An 11,593-nucleotide genomic window follows, 5' to 3' on the forward strand; every position below is an offset into this window, starting at 1 on the left:
GATGTTCAATGTTTAAATCAATTCCCATGCGTGTTGCAGGGCTGGCGTTGGTGCTGGCCGCCGCGGCCGGTTGCTCGTCGAAGAAAGCCCCTATCTACGAGCATGAGAACTTCGACGACTCCGGAACGTTTTCGCGCAGCTACCCGGTGACTGATGCGCAGACGTGCGAAGCCGCCCGTCGGGCGTTGCTCAGCCAGGGCTACATCATCACCAGCTCGGACCCGAAACTGGTCAGCGGACACAAAAGCTTCCAGCAGACCGGCGAGACCCACATGGAGATCAGCTTCAGTGTGGTCTGTGCCGATGACGGCAGTGAGGGGCGCCACGCGACCATGTTCGCCAACGCCTTGCAGGATCGTTATGCGCTGAAGAAGACCAACAACTCCGCCAGCGTTGGTGTGGGCGTGCTGGGTTCTGTGTCGATGCCGATCGGTTCGTCCGACGACTCGATGGTCAAGGTTGCCAGCGAAACCGTATCGTCACCCAAGTTCTACGAACGTTTCTTTACCTTGGTCGAATTGTTCCTGCCGCCGGAAGCGAAAAAAGCCGCGCACATCCAGGAAAAGCCGAAACCCGATCTCGGCGTGCCTGAAGCCAAGGCCGCACCGGCTCCGTTAGCGCCGACCCCGGCACCTGCGGCAGAACCCGTGCCGGCGCCTGCTGAAGCTGCTCCAGCAGCCTCTGAGCCTGTGGCACCGCCGCCTGAAGCTGCTCCGATTGCTCCGGCCGACAACGCCGAGCCGGCATCGACCACGGAAACGGTCACTCCACCGCCCCAATCAAGCCTGCCGCCACCCACCGAGCCTATTTCGGCCATTCCTGTTTCAGGCCAGTAATCGTGCTCTGACGCTACGGGACCGGTTCAGACAAATCCGATCCCGTAGTGCGCTGTTAAATTGATCCGCGTCAACCAGGCCGTTGTCCTACAGCCTGTATCGAAAAAATCCTGTGATAAATTTCTGACCGCCTGCTACGTTTTATTAAGTAGCCGCTGGGCGGCGTGCCTGCGTCATTTTTCTTTCACGTGGGCACTTTATGCTCGGGGCGCTGGCCATTTATTCAGGCGTTTTTTTCAACGAGCCGCGGGAGATTCAAAATGGATGAGTATCAAGAAGAGCTGCTCGAGTATCAGGCGTTTGAACTGGATCCGCTGGAACCGGCCGAAGACGCTACCGAGCTATAAGCGTCAAGCGGATTGGCGATGACTGCGGCGAAACTCGCCGGGAGTCTGGCCGCTCCAGCGTTTGAAGGCCCGTTGAAAGGCTTCGGCCGAGGCAAAGCCCAGCAGGTAGGCGATTTCTCCGAACGCCAGTTCGGTATCGCGGATGTAGGTCATGGCCAGGTCGCGACGCGTGTCATTGAGGATCGCGCGAAATTGCGTGCCTTCCTCGGCGAGTTTGCGGCGCAAGGTCCAGGTTGGCAGTTTCAGGCGTGCCGCCACTTCTTCCAGGTCGGGTTCCCGGCCACCATTGAGCAATGGCCCCAGTAACTGAGTGATGCGTTCACGCAGGCTGCGGGTGCGTGTCAGTTGTTCCAGTTCTCGCTCACACAGTTGCAGCAAGTGTCGCCAGGTGCTCGGGCAGTGTTCCGGGTTGCGCTGGGCGAGGCTGGCAAGGCTCAAGCGCAGTTGATTGTGCTCGCAGCCAAACTGGATCGGGCAGTCGCCCAGCACTTCATACGCCGTTCGGTAATCCGGCTCTTCAAACTCGATCTCGATACGTTCGGCCCGCAATGGGGCAGGGCTGACGCTGGACAATTGCTGCAACCAGCCAGCGATGATCGAGTCCACCACGAAGCGGTTATAGGCGTTGTAGGGGCTGATGGAGTAAAACCGCAGCCATGCACCTTGGGCGTCTTCGTGAAAGCTCGATTGACCGCGATAGTTGGAGCCATATAAGGCTTCGAAGCGAATCAGGCAGCGCGCGGCTTCACGTACCGTCGGCGCCTGAGCGGCCGTGACCCCGGCCAGGCCGACCTGGCTCAGGCGACTGAGCTGGCCCATGCGCAAACCGAGTGCCGGGTCGTCGGTCAGTTGTATGGCGCTGTGGCCCAGGCGCATGTAACGCGGGATCGAGAGCCGAGCCCCCGCTTCGCTGAGGCGCGCGGCGTCGAGGCCGTATTGTTCGAGCAGCGGCTGAGGATCCACGCCATGGCTGCGCACGGCGTCGGCCAGGCTATGAACAAAGCCCACCGACAGATCGCCGAGGCGCATCGGCAACGGTTTCATCGGTTACAACCAGAGGTTCAGCAAACGCGCGCCACGGGCATTGCCGTCGACAAACTGCTGCCCATTGCTGCTGAGAAAACTTTGACCGGCGCTGCCCTGATCCCAGAACTGACCGCGCAGGAACACGCTCATGCCGGCGATTGCCTGGCTGCTGGGCGGTTGAGCGGTGAGTGTCAGGCGATGCCAGGCTTGGCCTTCGCTGAGTTCGCCGGCCTTGAGACTGACCGAGCCAGGCGTCGACAGCCCCTTGTAACCGCGCCACGGCTGGTCCCAGGTGCCGCGCCCGAGCACAAACGCCGGGACTGCGACGAACTGCGCACCCTGGCGGTCGAGCTTGCGGTAGTTGTCCGGATACCAGCTGTCGCTGCCGATCAGCACGCCCAGGCGTCCGGCCGGGGTATCGACGACGTTGAGCGTATGCTCGCCATTGGCGGCAATGACTTCATGTTCATCGAAAATCGGGTGCATCTGGCGCTGGGGTTGGCCGATCGGAGAGCCATCGCGACCGAATACCACGCTGCTGTTGTACAACGCGCCGCGGCCGATTTTCAGGGTGCCGTCGATGATGCTGGGCTCAGGTAGCACGATAGAACCCGCCACCAACGTCACGTGGAATTCTTTCGCCAGTCCACCAAACAGTGCCTGGTAGTCCTTGGCCATGCCTTTGGCCTTCATGCGCAGATGCGCGTCGTCCAGACGTTTGTCGCCCTCGGCGCTGATCAGTGCGCGGAGGAACTTCAGTGGGTTGCTGACCGCCAGCCAGTTCATGGCTTCCTTGAGCGTGGCGGCCTGGTACAGCTCATCTTTCTCGCCGCTGACCATCAACCAGGTGCCGACATGTTCGGGCAGGACGACGATGGTTTTTTCATTCAGCAGGCCCTGGTCCTGGGCCTTTTGCAAATAAGCCGCGAGCTTGCGGTGCAGGCGCTCGGGGCTTTGATAGTCGGTGGGAAACAGCTCGGGCTGGATGCCCAGCAGGTTGCCGCGATCGGCGGGTGTGCCTTGGTCGACCGCGAGGTTGATGCGCAGGTCCGACAGGTAATGACCCACCGGACGGTCCGCGGCCCACATGGCGTAGGTCGTAAGGGCGGCAATCAATGCCATGGAGAAGGTCAGGTACAGAAGTTTGCGCATGGGGAAACAGTCAACGGCCGTGTGCAGGATTCGCGACTAGGGTAGGGCGCATACCGGCGCTTGCCAAGGGGCGCTGCACATTTGGATCAATAAGTTGTCAGTTACGGTCATTGAGTGACAGCGGTGCGACTCTTAGTCTGTTCAACATGACTGACGGGGGCCGTAGAGCTCCTGCACTTTTTCCGTGATCGCTCGATGTGGAGTTACCGATGGCCGCCGCTCATTACCCGCACCTGTTGGCCCCGCTGGACCTGGGTTTTACCACGTTGCGCAATCGTACCCTGATGGGTTCGATGCACACCGGTCTTGAGGAAAAGCCCGGTGGTTTCGAGCGCATGGCGGCGTACTTCGCCGAACGTGCCCGTGGAGGCGTCGGCCTGATGGTCACTGGCGGTATCGGCCCGAACGACGAAGGCGGGGTGTACTCCGGCGCAGCCAAACTGACCACCGAGGAAGAAGCGCTCAAGCACCGGATCGTCACCCGCGCGGTGCATGAGGCGGGCGGCAAGATCTGCATGCAGATCCTTCACGCCGGGCGTTATGCCTACAGCCCGAAACAGGTCGCGCCTAGCGCCATTCAGGCACCGATCAACCCGTTCAAGCCAAAAGAGCTGGACGAGGAAGGCATCGAGAAGCAGATCAGCGATTTCGTCACCTGTTCGACCCTGGCGCAACAGGCCGAGTACGACGGTGTCGAGATCATGGGCTCAGAAGGTTATTTCATTAACCAGTTCCTCGCCGCCCACACCAACCACCGTACTGACCGCTGGGGCGGCAGCTATGAAAACCGCATGCGCCTGCCGGTGGAAATCGTCCGTCGGGTGCGCGAAGCGGTAGGCCCGAACTTCATCATTATCTTCCGCCTGTCGATGCTCGATCTGGTGGAAGGCGGCAGCAGCTGGGAAGAAATCGTGACGCTGGCCAAGGCCATCGAGCAGGCCGGTGCGACGATTATTAACACCGGTATTGGCTGGCACGAAGCGCGGATCCCGACCATCGCCACCAAAGTGCCACGCGGCGCGTTCAGCAAAGTTACGGCCAAACTGCGGGGCTCGGTGAGCATTCCGCTGATCACCACCAACCGGATCAATACCCCGGAAGTGGCCGAGCAGATTCTGGCCGAAGGCGATGCCGACATGGTTTCCATGGCGCGACCGTTCCTCGCCGACCCGGACTTCGTCAACAAGGCCGCGGCCGGCCGTGGCGATGAAATCAACACCTGCATCGGTTGCAACCAGGCTTGCCTGGACCACACCTTTGGCGGCAAGTTGACCAGTTGCCTGGTGAACCCACGCGCCTGTCACGAAACCGAGCTCAATTACCTGCCGGTGCAGCAGATCAAGAAAATCGCGGTGGTCGGTGCCGGTCCTGCGGGTCTGTCCGCAGCGACTGTGGCCGCCGAGCGTGGTCATCAGGTGACACTGTTTGATTCGGCCAGCGAAATTGGCGGCCAGTTCAACATCGCCAAGCGTGTACCGGGCAAGGAAGAGTTCTTCGAAACCCTGCGCTACTTCAACCGCAAACTGCAGACCACCCATGTTGAGGTGTGCCTGAACACCCGTGTCGACGTGGCGAAACTGGTTGAGGGCGGTTACGACGAAATCATTCTCGCCACCGGCATCGCGCCAAGAACCCCGGCGATTCCGGGTGTCGAGAACGCCAAGGTGCTGAGCTACCTGGACGTGATCCTGGAGCGCAAACCGGTGGGCAAGCGCGTCGCGGTGATCGGCGCCGGTGGTATCGGATTTGATGTCTCTGAGTTCCTGGTTCACCAGGGCGTCGCCACCAGCCTGGATCGCGAGGCGTTCTGGAAGGAGTGGGGCATCGATACGCATCTGCAAGCGCGCGGCGGTGTCGCCGGCATCAAGGCTGAACCGCACGCACCGGCGCGTGAAGTGTTCCTGTTGCAGCGCAAGAAATCCAAGGTCGGCGATGGCCTGGGTAAAACCACTGGCTGGATTCACCGCACCGGTCTGAAAAAAAAGCAGGTACAGATGCTCAACAGCGTCGAGTACCTGAAAATCGACGACGAGGGGCTGCACATTCGCATCGGCGAAACCGGCGAGCCGCAGCTGCTGCCGGTGGACAACATCGTGATCTGCGCCGGGCAGGATCCGCTGCGCGAATTGCACGAGGGTCTGGTGGCAGCCGGGCAGAACGTGCATTTGATTGGCGGCGCGGATGTGGCAGCGGAGCTGGATGCCAAACGCGCGATCGACCAGGGGTCGCGGTTGGCGGCTGAACTCTAACGTGGATCGTTCCCACGCTCTGCGTGGGAATGCCTCAATGGACGCTCCGCGTCCGCTTTAGGGACGCGGAGCGTCCCGAGCTGCATTCCCACGCAGAGCGTGGGAACGATCAATCTCCACAACGGCTGTTAAGATGCCGGCTCCTCATCCGGAGCCGGTATCGATGCTTCTCCCGCCAACCGATTGGCTACCCCAGGCCCCCCTCGAGCCCTTTCATCTCGATTGGCTGACCAACGCTGGCATCGAAGTCGCGATCCTGCGCCTCGACCAGATCGACTCGCTGATCAGCGGCAACAAGTGGTTCAAACTTATCGAGCACCTGAAAGCCGCTGACCGGATCGGTGCCAAAGGCATCATCAGTCTGGGCGGTGCCCACTCCAATCATCTGCATGCACTGGCCGCGGCGGGTCAGCGTTTTGATTTCCGCACCGTTGGCCTGTTGCGCGGGCATCCGCAAGAAACGCCGACGGTGAAAGACTTGCAGGCATTCGGCATGCAGTTGCATTGGCTGGGTTATGGCGGTTATCGAGCGCGGCACGAGCCGGGTTTCTGGTTGCCATGGCAGGCGCAGTATCCCGATCTGCATCCGGTGCCGGAAGGGGGCGGCGGTTTGCCGGGAGCCAAGGGCTGCGTGCAGTTGAGGGCAATGGTCAGCGAGCAGCTGAAGGGGCTGGGCTGGAGCGACTACGACGGCTGGTGGCTGGCCTGCGGAACGGGGACCACCCTGGCCGGTGTGGTGCTGGCCGAGGCGGGCGAGCACCCGGTATATGGCGCATTGGCGGTGCCCGACGATCACGGCGTTGCGCAGCAGGTCGAATCAGTTATGCAAGAAGCGGGTTTGCCGGATCGTGCTTATGAGTGCTTCGACGCCAGTCGTGGCGGCTTTGCCAAAGTCGATCCGCTGTTACTCGAATTCATCGATCAGACCGAACAGGCCAGCGGCGTTCCCCTCGAACCGCTGTACACCGGCAAAGCCCTGTTGGCGCTCAAGCTGCAAGCAGAAGCGGGAAGATTCGCAAGCGGCACGCGCCTGATCTTCATTCATACCGGCGGTTTGCAGGGCCGCCGGGGTTTCCAGTGAACGACGGAAATCACCCGCGCTTGGGCATCATCCGCAGCAAGGTGTTATCGCGCACCACGTAGTGGTGATAAATCCCCGCCAAGGCATGCAGACCGATCAGCCAGTAACCAATGGTGCCGCCGAGTTCATGCCAGCCCTCGATCTGCTTGGCCAACGCCTTGTCTTCCGGGATCAGCAGCGGCAGGTCGAAGCCGTAGAACATCACTTGATGACCTTTTGCGCTGGTGACCAGCCAGCCCAGAATCGGCATGGCAATCATGAAAATGTACAGCGCCCAGTGCATCAGTTTGGCCAATATGGTCTGCCACTGAGGCGAGGCCGGGAAGATTTGCGGTGCCGGGCCCAGGCTGCGAGCAAACAAACGTAGCCAAACCAGCACAAACACCGTCAAGCCCAGCATGAAGTGCGATTCGGTGATCAGCGTCCGCCCGCCACTGCCTTTTGGAAAGATCCCGCGAAATTCGATGCAGGCGTAAACCAGCGCCAGCAAAACCAACATCAACCAATGCAGCGTGATCGATACGGTGCTGTAGCGTGAGTCGGAATTCTTCCAGGGCATACGGTGTTCCTCACAGGTCAGGTCGAGCCACCGTTCTAATTCGACGGTGTGCTTTTACTGTAATCCTCTTACTTTCTTTCTGCCTGAGTTGAGTCAATTTTTTATCAGATGTCATCGGTGATATGCAGACATTGCATCAGTGTTTGCCGGGTTCACCTGAATTCACCCATGTGGTGGTTGGAAGTAAGTAATTAAGAATCAGTACTGAGCTGGTTTTGAGAGGGGTGTAACTGTTTGTTGTTTATATTTGGTATTTGGGAGGACTTTGCATCGCTCAAAGAAGTTGGTTATTTTGAAGGCGTAAAGTTTGTCAGGGAGACAAACTGAAAAGCTCGAAAATCATAGTATTTGTCGAGCAGCTAAAAAGGATTTTTATGAGTGTGAAAATGACAAGTAGTAACAAGATCTATGCCGGCGTCGTAAAAAAGATGATGGCTAAAGCGCCGATCCCCAAACCAAAACCAACCAAACCACCCGTCAAACCCACCGTGCCCGTCAAGCCGCCTGTCAAACCGACCGTACCTGTCAAACCTCCGGTCAAACCGACAGTGCCCGTCAAGCCACCCGTAAAACCGACCGTACCCGTTAAACCACCGGTCAAGCCTGCCTTGCCTCCCGGGAAGGCGCCGATCCCGCCGACCAAGCCAGTGGGGCCTGTCCGGCCGCCGCTGCAGTGGCCAACCCTTAACATCAACATTGATCCGATAGCCTTCATTAACCTGCTGAACACCCTCGGCAGCATTCGAAACAGTGACGGTACGACTTCCCTGCCCGATGGCAGTCTGGTCAATGCCGATAAAAATTCGGTGAAACGCCCGGACGGCATTATCCAGCACGCGGACGGAAGGGTAGAGTACCCGGACGGTCGCATCGTATGGCCGGATGAAACGATTGAATATCCGGATGGACGCCTGGTCTGGAAGGATGGCACCGAGCAGTACCCCGATGGCCGTGTAAAGTATGCGGACGGCTCAATTTTTGATGCCAGCGGTAATCAAATAAATGCGGAGTGAATTCGAGCGGTTAGACTACGCTCTGGCAGTATCGTATCGGATGCTTAGTTTATAAATTAGAGCATCATTAATAAAAGTTCGATTATAAAAAAACGCCGTACCCTTTCCGGGTTACGGCGTTTTTATAGTCGCGATTTTATGCAGTCTGTGGCATCTCGCCCTTGGCCAGACGTTTGTTGATATCAGCAATCACTTCCGGCAAATCAGTGATGGTGTCGATCATGTAGTGGGGACGCGAGCCTTCGAACATTCCGTGGATGCGCTTGCGTTCGCTGTCCAGTTGGTCGCTGCCGAGGGCGCGGTAACCTTCGTAGTCCAGGCCCAGCGCGTTGCCCGAGCAGATCAGCGCCACGGTCCACATGCCGGCGCGACGACCTTCAAGAATGCCCGGTACGGTGTCGTCAATCTTCACGCAGGCTGCGACATCATCAATGCCCAGGGCGATCACGTTGGCCAGCGCCTGGGCCGGCCATGGGCGACCGTTAGGCACTTCGTCGGTGGCGACCACGTGATCGGCAACGTAACCGTTGGTGGCGGCCAGTTCGACCACTTTGTCCATGACCTGTTTCGGGTAGCCAGAGCAGGAACCGATCTTGATCCCTTGCTGGCGCAGGTTGGCGATGGTGTCCAGCGCGCCCGGAATCAGCGCCGAGTGCTCGGCGATTTTTTCGATTTGCAGGGGCATGAAGCGTTTGTAGATGGCGGTGACGTCATCGTCGGTCGGCGTGCGGCCGAAAACGGCGCGATAACGTTCGGCCACTTGCGGCTGATCGCAGAGGGTACGGATGTGGTCCCACTTGCCCATGCCCATCGGGCCGCGGGCTTCTTCGATGGAAACCTGGACGTCGAATTCGGCGAAGGCTTCGACAAAAATCTGGGTCGGGGCGAAGGAGCCGAAATCGACCACGGTGCCGGCCCAGTCGAGGATGGCGGCTTGCAGTTTGGTTGGGTTTGTATAGTTCATGGTGATCAAATCCTGTGGCAACTGGCTAATAAAGGCGCTGTTTTTGTGGGAGTGAGCCTGCTCGCGATAGGTCCCTGTCAGTCGACATCAAGGGTGAATGTCAGGCCGCTATCGCGAGCAGGCTCGCTCCCACAGGGGAATGCGGTGTGAATCAGATTTCGAGGACTTCCATCTCGCGCAGTACTTCGGCGATAGCCGCCACCGCCGCGTGCATCTCGGCCTGGTTGACGTGGCCGATGCAACCGACACGGAAGGTTTCGACCTGGGTCAATTTGCCGGGGTAGAGGATGAAACCCTTGGCCTTGACGCGTTCGTAGAATTCCTTGAACTGGTAGCGCGGATCTTTCGGCGCGTGGAAGGTGACGATGATCGGCGCCTGAATCGCGGCAGGCAGGAAACTGCGCAGCCCCAGTCTGGCCATGTCATCGAGCAGCACCTGGCAGTTGTTGGCATAGCGCTGATGCCGGGCGGGCAAGCCACCTTCTTCGTTGTATTGCAGCAGGGCTTCGTGCAGGGCGGCGACCACGTGGGTCGGCGGGGTGAAGCGCCACTGGCCGGTCTTGGCCATGTAGGTGTGCTGATCGAAAAGGTCCATTGCCAGCGAATGCGAGTTACCGGCGGCATTGGCCAGCGCTTCTTTGCGAGCGAAGACAAAGCCCATTCCCGGCACGCCTTCCAGGCATTTGCCCGAAGCGGCGATCAGCGCGTCGAACGGCACCTGTTGCGCGTCGATCGGCAAGGCGCCAAAAGAACTCATGGCGTCGATGATCAGGCGTTTGCCGTGTTGCGCGATGACGTGGGCGATTTCCGGCAGCGGGTTGAGGATGCCGGTGCTGGTTTCGCAGTGAATCAGCGCGACGTGGGTGATGCTGGCGTCGGCACGCAGCAGGCGGTCGACGTCGGCGGCGGTGGTCGGCTCGTCTTCGGCGGTTTCGAAGGTGCTGAAGGAGCGGCCGAGCACTTCGCAGATTTTCGCCAGGCGTTTGCCGTAAGCGCCATTGATCAGCACCAGGACTTTGCCGTCGCGCGGCACCAGCGTGCCGATCGCCGCTTCGACCGCGAACGTGCCGCTGCCTTGCAGGGGCACGCAATGGTGGCTGTCGCCGCCGTTGATGATCGCCAGCAGTTGTTCGCACAGGCTGGCGGTCAGTTGATTGAAGCGGTCATCCCATGAACCCCAGTCAACCATCATCGCCTGACGGGTGCGGGCCGATGTGGTCAGTGGGCCGGGGGTGAGCAGGATGGGTTCGGCAGTACTCATTCTCGTGTCCTCGCAATCGATGGGATGAAGCTACGGGGCTTAAATTGCAATTTGCCGAGCTATCAATCAAATTGTTTGTTGTTATGCCAGTCATCAGTGAGGGTTATTCATGAACCTGTTCCAGCTCCGCGCATTCGATGCGGTGGCCCGCGAGGGCAGTTTCACCCGGGCCGCCGCGCGACTGTTCATCAGCCAACCGGCGGTCACCGGGCACATCAAGGCGCTGGAGGAGCATTACCAGATCACCCTGTTGCGGCGCACCGCGCGACGGGTGGAACTGACGGAGGAGGGCACCAAACTGGCCGCGATCACCCGGGCGATGTTCGGTCTGGCCGAAGAAGCACAGGTGATGCTCGAGGCCAACCGACAGTTGCTGACAGGGCGTCTGGAAGTTGCGGCGGACGGGCCGCACATGGTGATGCCGATGCTGGCGAGTTTGCGGGCGCGGTATCCGGGCATTACCGTGAACCTGCGGCTGGGCAATGCTCAGGAAACCTTGGCGGCGTTGCTGTCGGAGCATGCCGACGTGGCGGTGCTGACCGAGGTCGAACCGCGCAAGGGCCTGCATTTGCAAGACTTGAGCGAATCACGGATTTGTGCGCTGGTGCCTGATGGTCATCCTTGGGCGCAGATGTCGAAGGGAGTACCGCTCAAGGCGCTGGATCAGGTGATCATGGTGTTGCGCGAGCCCAGTTCGATCACCCGGCGCACCTTCGACGAGGCGTGCGCCGCGGCGATGGTCAGTCCACGGGTGTTGCTGGAGCTGGACAGTCGCGAGGCGGTGACCGAAGCCGTCGCCGCAGAGTTGGGGGTTGGCGTGGTGTCGTCGGTGGAAGTCAGCCACGACCCGCGGGTGGCGGCGGTGCCGATTGTTGGTGAAGGGTTGGTAAACCGACACATGATTGGCTGCATGGAGCGGCGGCGGGATTTGCGCTTGATACAGGCGTTTTTCGAGTTGGCGCCCGGCCGATAGACCGAGGTGCGGCCTTCGCGAGCAAGCCCGCTCCCACATTGGATCTACAGCGTTCACAAAATGGATCGTTCCCACGCTCTGCGTGGGAATGCCTCAATGGACGCTCTGCGTCCGCTTTGGGACGCGGAGCGT

General features: G+C 59.9%; 10 protein-coding genes. 5 read left to right on the forward strand and 5 right to left on the reverse strand.

The annotated features are described in order from the left end of the window. The first annotated feature begins 8 nt into the window (after window positions 1-8). Window positions 9-836, forward strand: a complete 828-nt coding sequence (locus AC3WP4_RS22325; RefSeq protein WP_102616495.1) for a DUF2242 domain-containing protein — start codon at window positions 9-11, stop codon at window positions 834-836. Between the two features lie 350 nt (window positions 837-1,186). Here the strand turns inward: AC3WP4_RS22325 and AC3WP4_RS22330 are convergent, their stop codons facing one another. After that, window positions 1,187-2,227 (reverse strand): AraC family transcriptional regulator, encoded by a 1,041-nt coding sequence (locus AC3WP4_RS22330; RefSeq protein ID WP_074878443.1) that lies wholly within the window; start codon window positions 2,225-2,227, stop codon window positions 1,187-1,189. 3 nt (window positions 2,228-2,230) lie between these two features. After that, window positions 2,231-3,361 carry a carbon-nitrogen hydrolase family protein gene (locus tag AC3WP4_RS22335; RefSeq protein ID WP_102616494.1) on the reverse strand — a complete coding sequence of 377 codons (1,131 nt, stop codon included), beginning with the start codon at window positions 3,359-3,361 and terminating at the stop codon, window positions 2,231-2,233. A 209-nt stretch (window positions 3,362-3,570) separates the two neighbouring features. Between AC3WP4_RS22335 and AC3WP4_RS22340 the strand changes: the two genes are divergently transcribed. Beyond that, window positions 3,571-5,610: an oxidoreductase gene (locus tag AC3WP4_RS22340; RefSeq protein WP_102616493.1), complete on the forward strand. Its 2,040-nt coding sequence runs from the start codon at window positions 3,571-3,573 to the stop codon at window positions 5,608-5,610. A gap of 163 nt (window positions 5,611-5,773) precedes the next feature. Beyond that, window positions 5,774-6,691, forward strand: coding sequence for a 1-aminocyclopropane-1-carboxylate deaminase/D-cysteine desulfhydrase (locus AC3WP4_RS22345; protein ID WP_102616492.1), 918 nt, complete (start codon window positions 5,774-5,776; stop codon window positions 6,689-6,691). 10 nt (window positions 6,692-6,701) lie between these two features. Here the strand turns inward: AC3WP4_RS22345 and AC3WP4_RS22350 are convergent, their stop codons facing one another. Then, window positions 6,702-7,250: a cytochrome b gene (locus tag AC3WP4_RS22350; RefSeq protein ID WP_074878436.1), complete on the reverse strand. Its 549-nt coding sequence runs from the start codon at window positions 7,248-7,250 to the stop codon at window positions 6,702-6,704. 374 nt (window positions 7,251-7,624) lie between these two features. On the opposite strand from AC3WP4_RS22350, the gene AC3WP4_RS22355 reads away from it, so the two are divergent. After that, window positions 7,625-8,263, forward strand: a complete 639-nt coding sequence (locus AC3WP4_RS22355; RefSeq protein ID WP_146011620.1) for a T-complex 10 C-terminal domain-containing protein — start codon at window positions 7,625-7,627, stop codon at window positions 8,261-8,263. Between the two features lie 136 nt (window positions 8,264-8,399). Here AC3WP4_RS22355 and phnX read toward each other — a convergent pair whose 3' ends face one another. Together phnX and AC3WP4_RS22365 are read right to left on the reverse strand one after the other, a co-directional pair. Next, window positions 8,400-9,227 (reverse strand): phosphonoacetaldehyde hydrolase, encoded by an 828-nt coding sequence (gene phnX / locus AC3WP4_RS22360; protein ID WP_074878433.1) that lies wholly within the window; start codon window positions 9,225-9,227, stop codon window positions 8,400-8,402. Between the two features lie 151 nt (window positions 9,228-9,378). Next, window positions 9,379-10,488, reverse strand: coding sequence for a 2-aminoethylphosphonate--pyruvate transaminase (locus AC3WP4_RS22365; RefSeq protein ID WP_074878432.1), 1,110 nt, complete (start codon window positions 10,486-10,488; stop codon window positions 9,379-9,381). Window positions 10,489-10,597: 109 nt separating this feature from the next. Between AC3WP4_RS22365 and AC3WP4_RS22370 the strand changes: the two genes are divergently transcribed. Next, window positions 10,598-11,461: a LysR substrate-binding domain-containing protein gene (locus tag AC3WP4_RS22370; protein WP_074878430.1), complete on the forward strand. Its 864-nt coding sequence runs from the start codon at window positions 10,598-10,600 to the stop codon at window positions 11,459-11,461. Window positions 11,462-11,593 lie beyond the last annotated feature (132 nt).

It is taken from the genome of Pseudomonas sp. FW305-20 (genome assembly GCF_058788075.1).

Excerpts from the sequence above, each read along its gene's own strand:
- AC3WP4_RS22325 (WP_102616495.1), top strand. The coding sequence starts at position 9 with ATGTTTAAATCAATTCCCATGCGTGTTGCAGGGCTGGCGTTGGTGCTG.
- AC3WP4_RS22330 (WP_074878443.1), bottom strand. The coding sequence starts at position 2,227 with ATGAAACCGTTGCCGATGCGCCTCGGCGATCTGTCGGTGGGCTTTGTT.
- AC3WP4_RS22335 (WP_102616494.1), bottom strand. The coding sequence starts at position 3,361 with ATGCGCAAACTTCTGTACCTGACCTTCTCCATGGCATTGATTGCCGCC.
- AC3WP4_RS22340 (WP_102616493.1), top strand. The coding sequence starts at position 3,571 with ATGGCCGCCGCTCATTACCCGCACCTGTTGGCCCCGCTGGACCTGGGT.
- AC3WP4_RS22345 (WP_102616492.1), top strand. The coding sequence starts at position 5,774 with ATGCTTCTCCCGCCAACCGATTGGCTACCCCAGGCCCCCCTCGAGCCC.
- AC3WP4_RS22350 (WP_074878436.1), bottom strand. The coding sequence starts at position 7,250 with ATGCCCTGGAAGAATTCCGACTCACGCTACAGCACCGTATCGATCACG.
- AC3WP4_RS22355 (WP_146011620.1), top strand. The coding sequence starts at position 7,625 with ATGAGTGTGAAAATGACAAGTAGTAACAAGATCTATGCCGGCGTCGTA.
- phnX (WP_074878433.1), bottom strand. The coding sequence starts at position 9,227 with ATGAACTATACAAACCCAACCAAACTGCAAGCCGCCATCCTCGACTGG.
- AC3WP4_RS22365 (WP_074878432.1), bottom strand. The coding sequence starts at position 10,488 with ATGAGTACTGCCGAACCCATCCTGCTCACCCCCGGCCCACTGACCACA.
- AC3WP4_RS22370 (WP_074878430.1), top strand. The coding sequence starts at position 10,598 with ATGAACCTGTTCCAGCTCCGCGCATTCGATGCGGTGGCCCGCGAGGGC.